The organism is Massilia sp. SYSU DXS3249, assembly GCF_053668055.1.
Genome location: NZ_JBSIPX010000002.1, coordinates 33133 through 52137 on the forward strand (window position 1 = coordinate 33133; position 19005 = coordinate 52137).

Here is a 19005-nt window from a genome sequence, read left to right on the forward strand (position 1 = left end):
CTTGGGAGAGAACCGTGTTACCTATCAAAAAAATAGCTTGTGCAGCTGCAATGGTCGTATGTTCAGCAAGCGCCAGCGCAGTCCCCATCGTGCTCGACTTCGAGGGGATCGGGGAACTGGCGGCGGTCAATCATTTCTACAATGGCGGGACGGATTCTAGCGGCAAGCGTGGCACCAATTACGGAGTCCACTTTTCGAGCACCAGCCTGGCCGTGATCGACAGCGACGCGGGCGGACGCGGCGACATCGCCAACGAACCCTCGGCCAGCACGGTGCTGTTTTTCCTGAGCGGCGGGGCGGCGACGATGAACGTGGCGTCCGGTTTCGACGGCGGCTTCTCGTTTTTCTACAGCAGCAGCGAGAACGGATTCATCAGCGTCTGGGATGGCCTGAACGGTACCGGTAACCTGCTTGCCATGCTGGAACTGCATGACAACAACGACGGCTGCCTCGGCGACCCGAACGGCCTCTACTGCCGCTTTACCAACGTTGGCGTGAGCTTTGCCGGCGTTGCCCGCTCGGTCAACTTCGCTGGCTCCGTGGACAGTATCGCCTTCGACAATATCACGTTCGACAATATTCTCCCCGGCACGCCGATTGATCCGCCGGATGGTCCAACCGATCCGACCGATCCGACCGACCCGACCGACCCGGAAGACCCGACCGAAGTGCCGGAACCGGCCACCCTCGCCCTGTCGGCGCTGGGACTGGCAGGCCTGGCGGCGTCGCGCCGCCGGCGCAAGATGCAATAGGTTAGCGCGCGTGGACTGCGGGCCTGTGCGCCCGCAGTTTTTCTTCGGTGACGTCTTCAACCGCGACGCGCCGCTTCGATCGCGGCCACGTCAATCTTCCCCATCCCCATCATCGCCTCGAAAGCGCGCCTGGCCGCGGCCGGGTCCGGATCGGTGATGGCGTCCGTCAGCACGCGCGGCGTGATCTGCCAGGACAGGCCCCATTTGTCGCGGCACCAGCCGCACACGTTTTCCTGGCCTCCATTGCCGACGATGGCATTCCACAGGCGGTCGGTCTCCGCCTGGTCGTCGGTCGCCACCTGGAAGGAGAAGGCCTCGTTGTGCTGGACGCCGGGTCCACCGTTCAGGCCCAGGCAGGGAATGCCCATCACCGTGAACTCGACCGTCAGCACGTCGCCCTGCTTGCCCGCCGGGTAGTCGCCCGGCGCGCGGTGGACGGCCTTCACTTCGCTGTCGGGAAAGGTCGCGGCATAGAACTGCGCGGCGTCCAATGCCGTGCCGTCGAACCAGAGACACACCGTATTCTTGCTGACCATGTCATTCTCCGATGGTGGAACCACTGCCGCTTGAGACCAGCGGGCCGGCTTACAGTTCGGGCAGGAAGTAATCGAACTCGTAGAAGTGATTGCGCTCTTCGATGCGGATGCGCATGGTGCCGTTGATGCCGGCCAGCTCTCCGGTGCCGGAATCGGGCACGACCGTAATCGACAGCTGCTGCGCCCCGCGCGCCATCGTGCCCGAGTGCTGCAGCACGAAGCCGCCGGTGCGCCCGTGCAGCGTGCCCGTCACCCGCTCGATCGCGACATAGCCGGCCGAGCCTTCGGTGACCGTCAGCGCCGACAGCATTTCGCCGGAACCGCGCCCGTTCAGGTCGCCGTGATACAGCTTGTCGATCGCCATGCGGCCGGTCGTGGCGCCGTTCAGGACAGTGGGCTCGCCTTGCGGGGTGAGGGTAACGTCGAAAGGTCCGGCGGCATGTTGCTGGCTCATGGTGCGCTTCCTTGGTGGTGAAAGATAGCGAACATTCTAGGCGAATCCGGGCCGCAGATCACCGATTATCGGGTTGAGGCAGGTGCAGGCATGGACGGTTGAATTGCGGCAGCCGCGTAGCAGACCCGTAGGGTGGACGGCTACACCCTTCAGCTTGCATGACGCCTGCGTCGACGCCGTCCACGCGTTCAACGCACGGAAGCGTGGCGCGAATCAGTGTCGAGTTGATACAGGCTCTGCTGAACGCGTGGACGGGAAACCCGTCCACCCTACGAATGTCGGCAGCCGCAGCCGCCAACACAGGTTCAGTGCGCGCTACCCGGCATATGCAGGTCAATCACCTTCATCACCGCCAGCGTCGTCCCCATGCTCATCTCGCCGGTCGCAAACGCATGGCGCAACTCCGCCTGCGGCAGGCCGGCGGCAGCGGCAAGGTGGGTCGTGCCTTCGGCCAGCGCGGCGGTGGCGAGCGCCTCGGACAGGATGGCCGGGTCGCCGCTCTCGAAGGCGGCGGCGAGATAGCTGGCCAGCGCCTCGAGTGTGGCCAGTTGCGCGGCAGGGCTTGAGCTCATGGGAATCAGTGGGTCGGTCCGGCGGCGGCAGGCTTGCCGTCCTTGCCCGGTTTCGGCGGCGGTGGCGGCGGCGGCACGGTCATCGACTCCTGCGGCTGCTCGTCCTTGCGCAACACCTGCACGAAGATCTCGTTCTGCTTGATCATGCCCAGCTCCAGGCGCGCGCGCTCCTCGACGGCGCCGGTGCCTTCGCGCAGGTCGCGCACTTCGGAGTCGAGCTTGGCGTTGCGCGCCCTGAGCTGGTCGGTCTTGAGCTGCGCCAGCGCGACCTGGCCGCGCAGGTCGGACACGGCCAGCATGCCGCCCTTCCCCAGCCACAAGGGATACTGGATCAGCAACAGCAAGGCGGCAAGGGCAAGCGTAATCAGGCGCATGGGAGAGAAAAAAGAACGCAGGCCAGTCTTTATCGACCGGCCTGCGGCATTACTTAAGACACGAGAATACTAAACCAACCGAATTATTTCAGGTTGTAGAAGGCATCGCGGCCAGGATAGCTGGCAACATCGCCCAGGTCTTCCTCGATGCGCAGCAGCTGGTTGTACTTGGCCATGCGGTCCGAACGCGACATCGAGCCCGTCTTGATCTGCAGGGCGTTCAGGCCCACGGCGATGTCGGCGATGGTCGAGTCCTCGGTCTCGCCCGAACGGTGCGAGATCACGGCGGTATAGCCGGCGCGCTTGGCCATCTCGATGGCGGCGAAGGTCTCGGTCAGGGTGCCGATCTGGTTGATCTTGATGAGGATCGAGTTGGCGATGCCCTTCTGGATGCCCTCTTTCAGGATCTTGGTGTTGGTGACGAACAGGTCGTCGCCGACCAGCTGCACGCGCTTGCCGAGGGCGGCGGTGAGCGTGGCCCAGCCTTCCCAGTCGCCTTCGTGCATCGCGTCCTCGATCGAGATGATCGGATACTTGTCGCACCAGGTCGAGAGCATGTTGGTGAAGTCGGTGGCGGTGAGCTGCAGGCCTTCGCCTTCCAGGTGGTACTTGCCGTCCTTGTAGAACTCGCTGGCGGCGCAATCGAGGCCGATGGCGATCTGGGTGCCGGCTTCATAGCCCGCCTGCTCGATCGCCTGCATGATCAGCTTGATGGCTTCTTCGTGGCTCGACACCGACGGAGCAAAGCCGCCTTCGTCGCCGACCGCGGTCGACAGGCCCTTCGAGTGCAGGATCTTCTTCAGGGTGTGGAAGACTTCCGCGCCGTAGCGGATCGCTTCCTTGAAGCTTGGCGCGCCGACCGGGATGATCATGAATTCCTGGATGTCCAGGTTGTTGTCGGCGTGTGCGCCGCCGTTGATGACGTTCATCATCGGCACCGGCATCTGCATCGCGCCCGAACCGCCGAAGTAGCGGTACAGCGGCAGGCCGGCTTCCTCGGCGGCGGCTTTCGCGACGGCCATCGAAACGGCCAGCATCGCGTTGGCGCCCAGGCGGCTCTTGTTCTCGGTACCGTCCAGGTCGATCAGGGTGCGGTCCAGGAAAGCCTGTTCGTTGGCGTCCAGGCCCATGATGGCTTCGCTGATTTCCGTGTTGATGTTCTCGCAGGCCTGCAGCACGCCCTTGCCGAAGTAACGCTTGGCGTCGCCGTCGCGCAGTTCGATCGCTTCGCGCGAACCGGTCGACGCGCCCGACGGCACGGCGGCGCGGCCCATCACGCCCGATTCCAGCAGCACGTCGCATTCGACGGTGGGATTGCCGCGCGAGTCAATGATCTCGCGGCCGATGATATCAACGATAGCACTCATGTTCCAAATCTCCGAAGGAAGTAAAAAACCGTCTCGCACATGCAAGTCGAGGCGCCTATTGGGCGCCTCGACTTACAAGTTTAATAATCCAATCAGGCAATTATGCCCTGAAACTGGTTTCCAGGAAGCCCGCACGCTTGACCACACGGTCGAGTTCGACCAGGGTCGTCAGCAATTCCTTCATGCGGCCCAGCGGCACGGCGTTCGGGCCGTCGGACATGGCGTTGGCCGGGTCCGGATGGGTTTCCATGAACAGGCCGGCAACACCGGCCGCGACGGCCGCGCGCGACAGCACCGGAACGTGCTCGCGCTGGCCGCCCGAGGACGTGCCCTGCCCGCCCGGCAGCTGCACCGAGTGGGTGGCGTCGAACACCACCGGGCAGTTCGATTCGCGCATGATGGCGAGCGAGCGCATGTCGGACACCAGGTTGTTGTAGCCGAACGAGGCGCCGCGTTCGCAGGCCATGAAGTTATCTTCGTTCAGGCCGGCTTCGCGCGCGGCGGCGCGCGCCTTGTCGATCACGTTCTTCATGTCGCCAGGCGCCAGGAACTGGCCCTTCTTGATGTTGACCGGCTTGCCCGAACGCGCGCAGGCGTTGATGAAGTCGGTCTGGCGGCAGAGAAAAGCCGGGGTTTGCAGAACGTCGACGACGCTGGCCACGTGCGGGATCATCTCTTCGTCGTGCACGTCGGTCAGCACCGGCACGCCGATCTCGCGGCGCACGTCGGCCAGGATCTCGAGGCCTTTGTCGATACCGGGACCGCGGAAGGTCTTGCCCGACGAGCGGTTGGCCTTGTCGAAAGACGATTTGTAGATGAACGGGATGCCCAGCGCGCTGGTGATCTCTTTCAGGGTGCCGGCCGTGTCGAGCGCCATCTGGCGCGATTCGATCACGCAGGTACCGGCGATCAGGAAGATCGGCTGGTCCTGGCCTACTTCAAAGCCGCAAAGCTTCATGCTGCGTCTCCTTGCAAAGCGGTAGGGGCGTTGGCCGCAGCCGGCGTATTTGCCGACTGGTGCGCCAATGCCGCCTGGATGAACGACGTGAACAGCGGGTGGCCGCTGCGCGGGGTCGACTTGAATTCAGGGTGGAACTGCACGCCCATGTACCACGGGTGCGAATTCGGACCGGTGCGCGGGAGTTCCATGATTTCGCACAGGTCTTCGTTCGGGGTGCGTGCCGCGACGACCAGGCCGGCCGCTTCCACCTTCGGCAGGTAGAAGTTGTTGGCTTCGTAGCGGTGGCGGTGGCGCTCGGTCACGACGCTGCCGTAGATCTCGGCGGCCAGCGTGCCCGGGTTCACCGCGCAGGTCTGGGCGCCCAGGCGCATGGTGCCGCCCAGGTCCGAGTTCTCGTCGCGCTTTTCCACTTTACCGTCGTGGTTCTGCCACTCGTTGATGAGGGCGACCACCGGCTGGTCGGTTTCCAGGTCGAACTCGGTCGAGTTCGCGTTCGGCAGGCCGGCCATGTGGCGCGCGTATTCGATCAGCGCGACCTGCATGCCCAGGCAGATGCCGAGGTACGGGATCTTGTTTTCTCTAGCATAGCGCGCCGCCATGATCTTGCCTTCCACGCCGCGCTTGCCGAAGCCGCCCGGAACGAGGATGGCGTCGTACTTGGCCAGGTGGTCGCAGCCCTTCGATTCGATTTCTTCCGAATCGAGGTACTCGATGTTGACGCGGCTCTCGGTGTGGATGCCGGCGTGGCGCAGCGCTTCGGTCAGCGACTTGTACGATTCCGTCAGGTCGACGTACTTGCCGACCATGCCGATCGTGACTTCGCGCTTCGGGTTTTCCAGCGTGTAGATCAGCTTGGCCCACATCGACAGGTCGGCAGGCGGCGCCTGCAGGTCGAGCGCCTCGAGGATGATGTCGTCCAGGCCCTGCTCGTTCAGCACGGCCGGCACCTTATAGATGGTGTCGACGTCCCAGACCGAGATCACGGCCTGCTCTTCGACGTTGGCGAACAGCGAAATCTTGGCGCGCTCGTCGTCCGGGATGCGGCGGTCGGCGCGGCACAGCAGCGCGTTCGGCGAAATGCCGATCTCGCGCAGCTTCTGCACGCTGTGCTGGGTCGGCTTTGTCTTGAGCTCGCCGGCCGATGCGATGTACGGGACCAGGGTCAGGTGCACGAAGGCGGTCGACTTGCGGCCGGCGCGCAGCGACAGCTGGCGGGCGGCTTCGAGGAAAGGCAGCGACTCGATGTCGCCGACGGTGCCGCCGATTTCGACCAGCGCCACGTCCACGCCTTCCGCGCCGCGCCGGATGTAGTCCTGGATCTCGTTGGTGATGTGCGGGATCACCTGCACGGTCTTGCCGAGGTACTCGCCGCGGCGTTCCTTGCGGATCACCGATTCGTAGATCTGGCCGGTGGTGAAGTTGTTCACCTTCTTCATGCGCGTGCTGATGAAGCGCTCGTAGTGGCCGAGGTCGAGGTCGGTCTCGGCGCCATCGTCGGTGACGAAGACTTCGCCGTGCTGCATCGGGCTCATCGTGCCCGGATCCACGTTGATATAGGGATCGAGCTTGAGCATGGTGACTTTGAGACCGCGCGATTCGAGGATCGCGGCGAGGGAAGCGGCCGCAATCCCCTTACCCAGGGAAGACACGACGCCGCCAGTGACGAATACAAATTTGGTCATTGTGCTGAAGGTGCCGAACGGCACGCGCGGGAAATAGAAATTATACCTTAAAAGGGAGCAAACATCGTGACGACAGGCCCGCGCCCCGGCGAGCGCGGCCGTTTCCATGCCAGGCAGACAACTCCGGTGGCTCCGACTGTTTCGTAAAGACAACATTCAGGGCGCATACAGAAGAGAAGCCTCCAGATGTAGCCGAAGTGCAATTGCAATTGCCCTACATCAAGGCTACATTGGGTTTTTACTTTTTGCACAGGCAGGAACGCGATGGGCTTTTTCAATCACCTCAACATCGGCAAGCGGCTGGCGATCGGCTTCGCGCTGACCCTGGCGACGGCCATCCTCATCGCGGCGGTCGGCATCGCGCGTGTCAACAGCGGCGCCGCCAGCACGGCCCAGGTGCTGGCCGAGCCGCTGGCCAAGGAACGCATGATCACCGAATGGTACATGCAGATTTTCGCGGCCGTGCGCCGTACTGCCGCCATCGTCAAAAGCAGCGACGACGCGCTCGGCCCCTACTTCAAGGACGACGCAGCCCAGACCGGCAAGCGCTCGAGCGAGCTGATGAAGCAGATCGAGCCGCTGATCACGGCAGGCGAGGAAAAAGCCCTGTTCGACCGCATCACCGAACAGCGCAAGGCCTATTCGAGCGCGCGCGACGAAGCCGTCAAGGCCAAGGCCGAGGGCAACCAGGAGCTGGCCACCCGCATCCTCGACGAACGCTTCACGCCGTCCGCCAAGGCCTACCAGGAACTGGTGCAGCAGCTGGTCGCCATGCAGCACGCCAGCATTGCCGCGACCGCGCGCGCGATGGGCGAGCAGGCCGATGACAGCGAAACCCTGATCGGCACCCTTGCCCTGTTCTCGGTGCTGCTCGGCGCCCTGTCCTCCTGGCTGCTCACGCGCGGCATCGTGCGCCCGATCCGCGAAGCGGTCCAGCTGGCCGAAACGGTGGCCAGCGGCGACCTGACCCGCCGCATCGACGCCACCAGCCGCGACGAAACCGGCGCCCTGCTGCGCGCCCTGCGCCACATGAACGACAGCCTGGTGCGCATCGTCACCGAGGTGCGCGGCGGCACCGACACCATCGCCGGCGCATCGGGCGAGATCGCCGCCGGCAACCTCGACCTGTCGCGCCGCACCGAAGAGCAGGCGGCCTCGCTCGAGGAAACCGCCGCCTCGATGGAACAGATCACCGGCACCGTGCGCCAGAACGCCGACAACGCGCGCCAGGCCAACCAGCTCGCGATCACCGCCTCGAACGTCGCCATCGAAGGCGGCGCCGTGGTCGGCCAGGTCATCACGACCATGGGCTCGATCAACGAATCCTCGCGCAAGATCGTCGACATCATCGGCGTCATCGACGGCATCGCCTTCCAGACCAATATCCTGGCGCTGAACGCCGCCGTGGAAGCGGCCCGTGCCGGCGAACAGGGCCGCGGCTTCGCAGTCGTGGCGTCCGAAGTGCGCACGCTGGCCCAGCGCTCGGCCGCGGCCGCCAAGGAAATCAAGACTTTGATCGGCGACTCGGTCGACAAGGTCGACGCCGGCGCGAAGCTGGTCGACCAGGCCGGCGCGACGATGGAACAGGTCGTCGAATCGATCCGCCGCGTGACCGATATCATGGCCGAGATCACCTCGGCCAGCGCCGAGCAGACCAGCGGCATCGAACAGGTGAACCAGGCCATCGCCCAGATGGACGAAGCGACCCAGCAGAACGCCGCATTGGTGGAAGAGTCGGCTGCAGCCGCCGGTTCGATGCAGGACCAGGCGGCGAAGCTGGCGCAGGCGGTTGGCGTGTTCAAGGTTGAGGGTGCGGTTGCAGCGGCGGTTCCTGCCCTCGCCGCCCAGCCGAAGCCGGCGGTACGCAAGGCGAAGCAGGTTGCGGTGCAGCCGAAGGCGGCCAAGCCGGCCCCGGCCCGCGCAGCCGCCGAGCCGGAGTGGGAAGAGTTCTGATCGCTGCCTGATGCCTTCCAGGCCGTTTCGATGCGAATCGAGACGGCCTTTTTTATTGGTGCTGCATGCGTACGAACGCGTGGGGTCGGGACCCCACCCTACGAACCGAGGTATACGTAGGGTGGGGTCCCGACCCCACGCGTTACAACATCACGCGCGAACGCGCCCCGCTCACACCCGCGGGGGCGGCGTCCGCTGCTCCCCGCCCCGCCCCTGCCCCGGCGCGCCCGACACATCCCTCTCCACCCGGGCCAGCGCCTTGGCTGCCGGCCCATGCAACACCTTGCCCTCGGTATCGAAACGCGAGCCGTGGCAGGGGCAATCCCAGGACCGCTCCGCCGAATTCCAGTGCACCACGCAGCCCAGGTGGGTGCAGGTGGCCGAGACCGCGTGCAGGCCGCCGGTCTCGTCGCGGTAGATCGCCAGCTTGTGCATGCCTTCGCGGACGACGGCGCCTTCGCCCGGCGCGATGGCGGCGGCCGACTCGACCTCGCCGCCGGTCAGCCAGTCGCCGTACTGGCCGGCGATGTTGGCCTGCTCGGCGACGAAGTCGCGGATGCCGTGCACCCCCTTGCGCGCCGGATCGTAGATCGCCTCCCAGGGATTGGCGCGGCCGGCGATCAAGTCCGCCACCAGCATCGCGCCCGCCGTGCAGTGGGTCATGCCGTTGCCGGAGTCGCCGGTGATCAGGTAGCGGTGCCTGCCGCCCAGCGGGTCGCGCCCGAGATAGGCCATGCGGTCGTTCGGCTCCATCACCTCGCCCGACCAGCGGTAGGCCACCTCCTGCGCCATCGGGAAGTGCTCGCGCGCCCAGCGCTCGATCTCGTCGTAGCGGTGTTCCGGATGGCTGTCCTGCCCGACCTTGTGATCGGCCCCGCCCACGATCAGCAGATCGTGCGCGGCGCCGTCCATCGCCGGCGTGCCTGCGGCGATGCGAACGTAGTAATACGGGTCGCCCGTGTCCCAGAGCAGGATGCGCGGCACCGTCCCCGGCGGCACCTTCAGCGCGACGACATAGGTGCGGTAGCCGGCCTGCTTGGTGTGCATCACGACCCGGTGGTTAAAGGGCGTGTTGGTCGCCACTACGACGGATCCAGCCCGGATCGTGCCGCGCCCGGTCAGCACCAGCTGGGCGTCGCCCGCCGTCCTGATGTCGTGGGCGGGCGTGCCGCCGTGGATCCGGCCGCCCATGCGAACAAAAGCGTTCGCCAGCCCGGCCAGGTATTTCAGCGGGTGGAACTGGGCCTGGCGCGGATAGCGCACGCAGGCGCCGGTGGGAAAGCGCAGGCCGGGCACGCCGGGCAGCAGCTCGGCCTGCACGCCCGCGCGCACGGCGGCGTCGCGTTCCTTCTCGAAGTCGCGGAAGCGGTCGCCGGGCAGCGCGTACAGGTAGCCGTCGAGTCGCTCGAACTCGCACTCGATGCGTTCGTCGGCGACGATGGACTCGACCATGTTCGTGGCGGCCGCATAGCTGCCCGCCACCAGCCGCGCCGCGTTGGCGCCGAAGGACTGCTCCAGGCCTGCATACCACTCGTCGGGCGGGAAGAAATGGGCCGTGGTGCGGCCGGTCTCGCCGGCCCCGACGCCAAGCGCATCGATCAGGATCACCTCCCTGCCCTCGCGCGCCAGCAGGTAGGCAGTGGTGAGGCCGGCGATGCCGGCGCCGATGACGCACACTTCGGCGCCGGCATCGCCCTGCAGCGGCGGATACTCCGGAACCAAGGCGGTGGCCATCCAGGCCGAGGTCGAACTACCGTTTGTATTGAGCAACATGATTCACCCCTCTCTCTTGTAGATAAAAGGACTAGCCTTGTGCTAACACCGGACGCCAGGCCAGTGTAGTCCCGATCGGGGGCGGCAGGCGCAGTGCAGACGGTGTACCGCGTGGGCCCGAGAGCCCACGCGGTCTCATCGTTCGCGTATCGGCGCCGCCACGCGAAACCGCGAACCTGTAAACGACAACGCCGGCATCACGCCGGCGTCTCTTACTGCTGCCCTCGCATGGAGGGCATCGAACTACATCACTTCTGGCCGGGCTTGAGCAGGTCCAGCAGGATCGCGGTTTCGGCCATGATGAACGAACGCACGGTCGGCTTGAACTCCGGCGCCCACTGCGGCGAGTGGGTGCCCGGCGGGTACTTGCCCGCGGCGCGTGCCGCCGCCAGCTTCTTCGGCTCGACCGCGCCGACGTGCAGCAGGATGGACTTGATGCCGGCCTGGCCGAAGTTGGCGAAGTCTTCCGAGGTCATCTTGGCCGGCATTTCGACCACGTTCTCGGCGCCCAGCGCGGCCTGTACCGCCGGCACGGCGCGTGCGATGAATTCCGGATCGTTGTAGACCGAGTCGGCGCCCGGCACGATCTCGACCACAGGTTCCTTCGGTGCGCCGGCGCCCATCGTCACGCCCTTGACTTCACGCTCGATGCTGGCCAGGACGCGCTTGCGCACTTCCGGCTTGTAGGTACGCACGGTCAGCAGCAACTTGACCTGGTCCGGCACGATGTTGGCCTGGGTGCCGCCCTGGATGCTGCCGACGGTGATCACGACCGGATCGGCCGGGTTGTTCTCGCGCGACACCAGGGTCTGCAGGGCCATCACGACGCGTGCCGACATGACGACCGGGTCACGGGTTTCCTGCGGGGTGGCGCCGTGGCCGCCCTGGCCGTGGATGGTGATGGTGACCGTATCGGCCGAGGCGCGGAAGTGGCCGGCGCGGTAGCCGACCTGGCCTGCCGGCAGCGTGCCTTCGTCGTGCATCGAGATGGCGTAGTCAGGCTTCGGGAAGCGCTTGAGCAGGCCGTCCTTGATCATGGCGGCCGAGCCCTTCAGCGGTTCTTCGGCAGGCTGGCCGACCAGCATCAGGGTGCCGCTCCAGGCCTTGCGGTTTTCCGCCATCAGCTTGGCGGTGGCGTACCAGGCCGACATGTGGACGTCGTGGCCGCAGGCGTGCATCGTCGGCACGGTCTCGCCGGCCGCGTTCTTGGCGGTGGCGGTGCTGGCGAACGGCAGGCCGGTCTTTTCCAGCACCGGCAGTGCGTCGAGTTCGGTGCGCAGCATGGCGATCGGGCCAGGGCCGTTCTTCAGGATCGCAACGATGCCGGTGCCGCCCACGCCAGTGGTCACTTCGAAGCCGAGCGCCTTTACGCGCTCCGCGAGCTTCTTCGCGGTCTGGTGTTCGTTGAAGGCCAGTTCCGGGTTGCGGTGCAGGTCCTGGTAGAGGGCTTCGATCGTCGGGTAATCCTTGTCGAGCTGGGTCTTGAACTCGGGCGGCAGGCCTGCGGCATGGGCCGCGCTGGCGCTGACGACGCCGGCCAGCAGGAGGGATTGCAAGAGTCGGATGGATGATTTCATGATCTTTTTTCGAAGAGCGCAAGGTAGCGCGGGTGAGACAGAATCTAGTTCAGATCCACGAGGGCCGCAAGCCTAACAAAACCATTGCCGCAGCGCAATATTTAACAATTAACGTAGTAAGCCTGACAGCAAAAGTGTCGTAAAAATTTCCCTACGTCATTTTTTTACTGGCAGTAACAGTTGTGGCCGACTTAGAATTCGCTACCTCGCAGGCGTCCCACAGGACGTTTCGCCTGCCGCCGCCCGGCGACCTCCGCTTGCGGCAAGCCCTGTCCAACCCAATCAACCAGAAGGAAATGCCGTAATGGGTTTCATCTCCAACATCAAGATCGGCAAGCGCCTCGGCCTCGGCTTCGCGCTGATCCTGGCCATGACCGTGCTGATCGCCAGCGCCGGCATCTGGCGCCTCAACGAAGTGGCCGATTCCACCCGCACCATGATGGCCGCGCCGCTGACGAAAGAGCGCCTGATCACCGACTGGTACAGCCTGAACTACGCCTCGATCCGCCGCACGGCCGCCATCGTCAAGAGCACCGACCCGGCGCTCGGCCCCTACTTCAAGGAAGACGCCGCCGCCTCGGTCAAGAAGGCCGCCGAGCTGCTCAAGCAGATCGAGCCGCTGATCGCCGGCGAACACGAAAAAGCCCTGTTCGCGAAGATCCTCGAGCAGCGCAAGGCCTACAGCGCCTCGCGCGACGGCGCCGTCAAGGCCAAGGCCGACGGTAACGAGGAAGAAGCCGCGCGCCTGCTCGACCAGGGCTTCACCCCGGCCGCCAGGCTGTACCAGGAACTGCTGCACGAGCTGGTAGTCATGCAGCGCAGCAGCATCGACGCCACCGCCAAGGCGATCGACGCCACGGCCGAGCGCAGCACTACCATCATCGCCGCCCTGACGGCCGCCGCCGTGCTGCTCGGCGCGCTGCTGTCCTGGCTGCTCACTACCGGCATCACCCGTCCGATCCGCGCCGCCCTGGAGCTGGCGGAAACCGTGGCCGGCGGCGACCTGACCCGCTCGATCGACGCCGCCTCGAAAGACGAAACCGGCGCCCTGCTGCGCGCCCTGCGCCACATGAACGACAGCCTGGTCGCCATCGTGACCCAGGTGCGCAACGGCACCGACACCATCGCCACCGGCTCGGCCGAAATCTCGGCCGGCAACCTCGACCTCTCGAGCCGTACCGAACAGCAGGCCGGCGCGCTGGAAGAGACCGCCGCCTCGATGGAAGAACTGACCACGACCGTGCGCCAGAACGCCGACAACGCACGCCAGGCGAACCAGCTGTCGATCACCGCTTCGGAAGTGGCGGCGCAGGGCGGTGCGGTGGTGGGCCAGGTCATCACGACCATGGGTTCGATCAACGAATCCTCGCGCAAGATCGTCGACATCATCGGCGTCATCGACGGCATCGCCTTCCAGACCAATATCCTGGCGCTGAACGCCGCCGTGGAAGCGGCCCGTGCCGGCGAACAGGGCCGCGGCTTTGCGGTCGTGGCGTCCGAAGTGCGCACGCTGGCCCAGCGCTCGGCCGCCGCCGCCAAGGAAATCAAAACCTTGATCGGCGACTCGGTCGACAAGGTCGACATGGGCGCCAAGCTGGTCGACCAGGCCGGCGCGACGATGGAGCAGGTGGTCGAATCGATCCGCCGCGTCACCGACATCATGGCCGAGATCACCCATGCCAGCGCCGAGCAGACCGGCGGCATCGAGCAGGTCAACCAGGCCATCGGCCAGATGGACCAGGTCACCCAGCAGAACGCCGCGCTGGTCGAGGAATCGGCGGCCGCCGCCGCCTCGATGCAGGACCAGGCCGCGAAACTGGCGCAGGTGGTCGGCGTGTTCAAGCTGGCCGGCCCGGCGCTGGCCGCCCCCGCACCGAAGCGCGCGCTGACCCGCCCTGCCCCCGCCCTGCGCGCGGCAAAGCCGGCAGCGCCTGCGCGCCAGGCTGCACGTGCCGAGGCGGATGAGTGGGAAACCTTCTGATCGTCCCCGACGCGTCATGAAAAGCCGCCCGCATTGTCGGGCGGTTTTTTTTGCGGCGTCGTTCCGCTTCGCCGATGGTCATCGGGTCAGACCGCGTGGGCGAAGCCCACCCTACAAGGGCCAACCGTCAGCGGGCCGTTTTTGTAGGGTGGGCGTCATTGAAGCCCCCGGCTTCAATGACTGCCCACGCCGTCCACCCTCCGCACACCGACCGTGGTCACCTTGACCACGCTTTGAAGCCTGCACGCGACACCTGCCCCGTTCCAGGCCATGCGCGTCTTGACGCCCCCCGGCCGCTACGGCAAAGTTGCGCCTTGGCACTACCGAACGCGTAGTGCAGCACCTTCTCCCGTTTCCATGCCCATCGACTACCAGCTCCCCTCGCCCCCGCCCGCGCAGTTACAACAGGTACAAGCCGCCAGCCCGGCCTCCTTCGACGAACAGTACGACAAGGCGCGCACGCTTGCCAACGGCGGCCAGCCGGCGCTGGCCGTCGCCGCCTACAGCGCCCTGCTGGCGCAGTCGCCCGGCAATGCCGACGTGCTGCTGGGCCGCGGGATCGCCTACACGCGCCTGGAACGCTGGGCCGAGGCCCAGGCCGACCTCGAAGCGGCGGCCAAGGCTTCGCCCGAATACGCGGACGTCTGGCAGGCGCTGGGGAACATGCATTACTGGCACGACCAGCCGCAAGCCGCACTGGCCGCCTACAGCCGCCTGGTCGCACTGCGCCCGGCCGATGCGTCGGCCTGGATGGCCCGCGCCCGCGTCCACCGCACCCTCGGCAACACCGCCGAGGCACGCGCCGACCTGGCCCGGGCGCGTGCCGCCGGCGGCAATGCGGCCGAGATCGACGCCGCCGAACTCGCCCTGCAGCCGCAGCCGCAGCCAGATGCACAATCCCGCGCAGCCAACCCGGAAGCGGCGCTGGCCGACGGCTACCGCTGGGCAGCCAGCCTGTCGGGCAGCTGGACTGATGTCGGCAGCGGCCCGCGCTGGAACGACCAGACCGCCAGCGTGCGCCACTACATGAAGCACGGCTCGATCGGCTTCGAGACCCTGCGCGCGCACCGCTTCGACCAGACCGGCCACGCCTGGGCGCTCGACGCCTACGTCGACCTCTGGAACGGCGCCTACGCCAACATCCGCTACCAGCGCGCGCCCGCGGCGCGCCTGTTCCCGGAAAACTCGGGCCGCGTCGAGGTCTACCAGTCGCTGGGCAGCGGCTGGGAAGCCTCGCTCAGCGACGACGTGCTGGGCTTCGACTCGCGCGTGAACATCTATGGCGTCGCGCTCGGCAAATACGCCGGCAACTGGTACGTGCAGCTGCGCCACCAGAACATCGTCACCGAAGACTCGCACAGCAACGGCCAGCGCCTGCTGGCCCGCTACTACTACGCGGGCGACGCCGACAGCTATCTCGAGGCGACCGTCAACCGCGGCCGCAGCGACGACCCGCTCTCGCTGTCCGGCGGGCGTGCCCGCTCCGGCGGCGGCAGCCTGACCTGGGTCCGTTACTGGTCGCGCGACTGGGGCACCAAGGCCGGCGCCAGCTTCTCGCGCGGCGCCAACGACGCCCGCGAACGCGGCGTCTCGGTCGGCCTGTACCGCCGCTGGTAATCCTTCGCTGCTCATCCCTCGCTGCTCATCCCTATGTCCATGACTGCCCGGCTGCGTGCCGCCGGCGCGCACCTGGTGCGCGCCCTCGCTTTTCCCCTGGAAGCCCTGCCGGCGCTGGTGCTGGCCTGGCTCTGCCTGCGCATCGTCGAAGCCATCCACGCGGGCGGCGCCGGCGTGCCGCAATCGACCCTGTTCGGCGCAGGCCTGGGCAACGACCTGCTGTCGCTGCTGCGCTTCGGCTTCGTGTTCCTGCTCGGCGCCCTGCCGCTGGCCCTGGTGCCGTCGCGGCGCTGGCGCACCCTGCTGCTGGGGCTGATCTGGAGCGCGCTGCTGCTGGCCCATGCCGCGCTGCTGCAATACCACTGGGTGTCGGGCGTACCGCTCGGCGCCGACCTGTTCGCCTATTCGCGCAGCGAAGTCGCGGCCACGGTGTCCGGCGGCTGGGCGCTCAGTCCCCTGCTGGGCGTGGGCGCGCTGGCGGCGCTTGCCGTCCTGTGGACCCTGCTGTCGCTGAGCGTGCGCCCCTGGTGGCCGCGCGCCGGCAACGGCGTCGTGCTGGGCTACCTGGCCGCCAGCGTGCTGGCCTTTGCCCTGCTGCCGCAGCGCTTTGCGCCGCCGGTGGCGCGCACCGACGCCGACCTGGCCTACCTCGGCAACAAGACCGCTTACTTCCTCGACAATAACCTTGCGCGCCTGCGCGACCCGTCCGGCGCGGCCGCCGCCGAAGGCCTCAAGGCGCAGGCCCCCTGGCTCGGCGCCGACCCGCGCTACCCCTTCCTGCACGCCGAGCGCACGCCCGACACCCTCGGTCCCCTGTTCGAAGTACGCGCCGAGTCCCCGCCGAACATCGTCTTCATCATCGTCGAAGGCCTGGGGCGCAGCTTCTCCGGCCCCGGCGCCCGCCTGGGCAGTTTCACGCCCTTCCTCGACGAACTGGCCGGGCGCAGCCTGTATTTCGAGAATTTCCTCGCCGGGCAAGGCCGTACCTTCGGCGTGCTGACCACCGTGTTCGGCTCGCTCCCATTCGGGGAAAGCGGCCTGGCGGCGCTGGGCGAACGCCTGCCCCGCCACGATTCGCTGCTGTCGGTGCTGAAAAACCAGGACTACCGCCTGCGCTTCTATTCCGGCTCGAACCTGGAGTTCGACAACGAGGGCGAATTCCTGCGCCGCCAGGGCGTCGACACCCTGGTCAGCGAACCGGACTTCGGCCCGCCCCACCAGCGCAGCAACGACTGGGGCTATGCCGACCGCGACCTGGTCGAGATGGCCCTCGCGCGCGAAGCCAAGGCGCCCGCCGGGCGTTTCGTCAGCATCCTCCAGACCACCAGCATGCACAGCCCCTTCACCTTCCCCGGCAAGGAAGATTACCTGCGCCGCGTGGACGAGCGCATGGCGCAGCTGAAGCTCTCTAGCGCCCCGGTGTACCAGAACGGGCGCGACATTTTCGCCAGCATCCTCTACACCGACGACGCGCTGCGCCTGTATTTCGAGCGCGCCAGGACGCTGCCCGGCTACGACAACACCATCTTCGTCATTACCGGCGACCACCGCCTGCCCGAGCTGCCGATGGACACCCGCATCGAGCGCTACCACGTGCCGCTGATCGTGTATTCGCCGCTGCTGAAGGCGCCGCGCTCCTTCCGCTCGGTGTCCTCGCAGTTCGACATCGCGCCCTCGCTGCTGGCCTTCCTCGCCAAAGGTTATGGATTGAAGACGCCGCGCGACGTGACCTGGATCGGCACGGGCCTCGACACCGAAGCCTCGTTCCGCAACCTGCACGCGATCCCGATGAAGCAGACCAAGAGCGAGATGAGCGACTTCGTCTCCGGCACCGCCTACCTGGCGCAAGGCCAGCTCTACACGCTGGGCGACGGCATGCAAGTCGACCGCAACGCCGACGCCGGCGCCCTGGCGCGGGCGCAAGCCCAGTTCCGCGACTTCCTGAAGGCGAACGCCACGGCGGACCGCGCCGCGGCATTGAGTCCGGCGCAGGGAGCGGTGACGGCTTACGGCGGCGACCGTTCGCTGCGCGTCGTCGCCCTGGCGGCGAGCGCCGGCGACATCGGCGTGAGCAACGTGCGGCGCAAGGCCGGCACAAGCGAGCGGCTGTTCGAGGCGACCTTCACCAACCATGGCGCCACGCGCTCGGCGCCCTTCATGCCGCTGCTGGTGATCGCCAACGAACACGCGCAGGAAGCGGGCGAGACGACCGCCGACGTGCGCACCCTGGAGCCGGGCGAAACGGCGACGGTCGTGTTCCGCCCCGACCTGCGGCGCGTGCCGCCGGGCACCTGGTTCGTGTCGGTGCTGCCATCGCACCCGGAAACCGGCCGCCCGGTCGGCGTCGGCCAATACCGCGTGGAGACCAGCCTGTGAAACGCCTGTTTGCTACGTTGCTGCTCGCCTCGACCTGCCTGCTGGCCCAGGCCGCTGCACCACGCGCGATCTGGACCTGGGAAGAGGATTCGTATGCGATGCTCGAGCAGCCTGCCGCCGCAAGCCGCGCGATCGATTTCCTGAAGTCGAAGTCGGTCGACACCGTCTTCCTGTACGCGGACGCCTTCGGCGGGCGCAACCTGATCGTGTCGCAGCCCCAGCTCTACCGGCGCCTGATCCGGCGCCTGCACGCCTCCGGCCTGCGCGCCTACGCCCTGCTCGGCTCGGGTTACCTGAACACCGAGCGCTACGTGCTGCCGAAGCACCGCGCCGAGGCGCTGGCCATGCTGCAGCGCGTGCTCGACTACAACCGGACGGCCGCGCCCGAGGAACGCTTCGACGGCATCAACGTCGACATCGAGCCGCACATCCTGGCCGAATGGTCGACCCGCAAGATGGCGCTGCTGGCCGAATTCGTCGAGCTGTCGGACGCCTTGATGCGCGCCAAGCGCGGCTTCGAGCAGGCCTCCGGCCAGACCCTGCCGATGGGCCCGGCGATTCCGTTCTGGCTGGACGGCCTGCGCATCGGCTACAAGGGAACCGACAAACCGGTCAGCCAGCACGTGCAGGACCTGTACGACTACGTCGCCCTGATGGACTATCGCGACCGCGCAGCGGGGGGAGATGGCATCGTCAGCCATGCGATGGACGAACTGGTCTATGCCGAGCAGGCCGGCAAGACCGTGCTGATCGGCGTCGAGACGCTGCCGAACGCGATCAAGAAGGTGTCGTTCCACCACCTGAAGGAAGCGGACATGGAGCGCGAACTGGGCCTGACGGAACAGAGCGTGGGCGCGATGAAGCCCTTCGGGGGCTTCGTGATCCATCACTATGGGTCGTACCGCAAATGGCTGGGGCTGCCGTAAGAGCGCCTAACAAAACCTTCACAGCTGCGTTGCAGCTCCTCGCCGTACAGTCGTACTGTCTTCGTCGCTGCGCCTTGCCGTGAAGATTTTGTTAGACGCTCCAA

General features: G+C 66.6%; 15 protein-coding genes. 6 read left to right on the forward strand and 9 right to left on the reverse strand.

Going from position 1 to position 19005, the window contains the following annotated elements:
* Nucleotides 1-50: 50 nt before the first annotated feature.
* Complete coding sequence (locus ACWCIA_RS02435; RefSeq protein WP_454160644.1) at nucleotides 51-752, forward strand: PEP-CTERM sorting domain-containing protein; 702 nt, start codon at nucleotides 51-53, stop codon at nucleotides 750-752.
* A 56-nt stretch (nucleotides 753-808) separates the two neighbouring features.
* On the opposite strand, the gene ACWCIA_RS02440 is transcribed toward ACWCIA_RS02435, so the two are convergent.
* The 7 genes from ACWCIA_RS02440 to ACWCIA_RS02470 form a co-directional block, all read right to left on the reverse strand.
* Entirely contained in the window at nucleotides 809-1288 is a 480-nt protein-coding gene (locus ACWCIA_RS02440) for a VOC family protein (RefSeq protein ID WP_454160646.1), read from the reverse strand.
* A gap of 49 nt (nucleotides 1289-1337) precedes the next feature.
* Complete coding sequence (locus ACWCIA_RS02445) at nucleotides 1338-1742, reverse strand: DUF3224 domain-containing protein (protein WP_454160648.1); 405 nt, start codon at nucleotides 1740-1742, stop codon at nucleotides 1338-1340.
* Nucleotides 1743-2047: 305 nt separating this feature from the next.
* Entirely contained in the window at nucleotides 2048-2314 is a 267-nt protein-coding gene (locus tag ACWCIA_RS02450) for a hypothetical protein (RefSeq protein ID WP_454160650.1), read from the reverse strand.
* Nucleotides 2315-2319: 5 nt separating this feature from the next.
* Nucleotides 2320-2688: a cell division protein FtsB gene (gene ftsB, locus ACWCIA_RS02455; RefSeq protein WP_454160652.1), complete on the reverse strand. Its 369-nt coding sequence runs from the start codon at nucleotides 2686-2688 to the stop codon at nucleotides 2320-2322.
* Nucleotides 2689-2771: 83 nt separating this feature from the next.
* Nucleotides 2772-4055 (reverse strand): phosphopyruvate hydratase, encoded by a 1284-nt coding sequence (gene eno, locus ACWCIA_RS02460; RefSeq protein WP_454160654.1) that lies wholly within the window; start codon nucleotides 4053-4055, stop codon nucleotides 2772-2774.
* A 100-nt stretch (nucleotides 4056-4155) separates the two neighbouring features.
* Nucleotides 4156-5013 carry a 3-deoxy-8-phosphooctulonate synthase gene (gene kdsA / locus ACWCIA_RS02465; RefSeq protein ID WP_454160656.1) on the reverse strand — a complete coding sequence of 286 codons (858 nt, stop codon included), beginning with the start codon at nucleotides 5011-5013 and terminating at the stop codon, nucleotides 4156-4158.
* Nucleotides 5010-6698 (reverse strand): CTP synthase, encoded by a 1689-nt coding sequence (locus ACWCIA_RS02470; RefSeq protein ID WP_454160658.1) that lies wholly within the window; start codon nucleotides 6696-6698, stop codon nucleotides 5010-5012. The genes kdsA and ACWCIA_RS02470 overlap by 4 nt, the downstream gene beginning before the upstream one ends.
* A 264-nt stretch (nucleotides 6699-6962) precedes the next feature.
* Here ACWCIA_RS02470 and ACWCIA_RS02475 point away from each other — a divergent pair, with 264 nt between their 5' ends.
* Nucleotides 6963-8651 carry a methyl-accepting chemotaxis protein gene (locus ACWCIA_RS02475; protein WP_454160660.1) on the forward strand — a complete coding sequence of 563 codons (1689 nt, stop codon included), beginning with the start codon at nucleotides 6963-6965 and terminating at the stop codon, nucleotides 8649-8651.
* Between the two features lie 171 nt (nucleotides 8652-8822).
* On the opposite strand, the gene ACWCIA_RS02480 is transcribed toward ACWCIA_RS02475, so the two are convergent.
* Nucleotides 8823-10424, reverse strand: a complete 1602-nt coding sequence (locus ACWCIA_RS02480; RefSeq protein ID WP_454160661.1) for an FAD-dependent oxidoreductase — start codon at nucleotides 10422-10424, stop codon at nucleotides 8823-8825.
* Between the two features lie 248 nt (nucleotides 10425-10672).
* Nucleotides 10673-12001 (reverse strand): amidohydrolase, encoded by a 1329-nt coding sequence (locus ACWCIA_RS02485; protein WP_454160663.1) that lies wholly within the window; start codon nucleotides 11999-12001, stop codon nucleotides 10673-10675.
* A gap of 304 nt (nucleotides 12002-12305) precedes the next feature.
* On the opposite strand from ACWCIA_RS02485, the gene ACWCIA_RS02490 reads away from it, so the two are divergent.
* The 4 genes from ACWCIA_RS02490 to ACWCIA_RS02505 all read left to right on the forward strand — a co-directional run bounded on the left by ACWCIA_RS02490 (nucleotide 12306) and on the right by ACWCIA_RS02505 (nucleotide 18901).
* The gene (locus ACWCIA_RS02490; RefSeq protein ID WP_454160664.1) at nucleotides 12306-13982 is read left to right on the forward strand and encodes a methyl-accepting chemotaxis protein; all 1677 of its coding nucleotides are present in this window, start codon (nucleotides 12306-12308) and stop codon (nucleotides 13980-13982) included.
* 357 nt (nucleotides 13983-14339) lie between these two features.
* Entirely contained in the window at nucleotides 14340-15599 is a 1260-nt protein-coding gene (locus ACWCIA_RS02495) for a YaiO family outer membrane beta-barrel protein (RefSeq protein WP_454160666.1), read from the forward strand.
* A 33-nt stretch (nucleotides 15600-15632) separates the two neighbouring features.
* A complete protein-coding gene (locus tag ACWCIA_RS02500; RefSeq protein ID WP_454160670.1) occupies nucleotides 15633-17975 on the forward strand; it encodes an LTA synthase family protein in 2343 nt (780 codons plus the stop codon).
* Nucleotides 17972-18901: a hypothetical protein gene (locus ACWCIA_RS02505; RefSeq protein WP_454160672.1), complete on the forward strand. Its 930-nt coding sequence runs from the start codon at nucleotides 17972-17974 to the stop codon at nucleotides 18899-18901. Before ACWCIA_RS02500 ends, ACWCIA_RS02505 begins: the two co-directional genes overlap by 4 nt.
* Nucleotides 18902-19005: the final 104 nt, after the last annotated feature.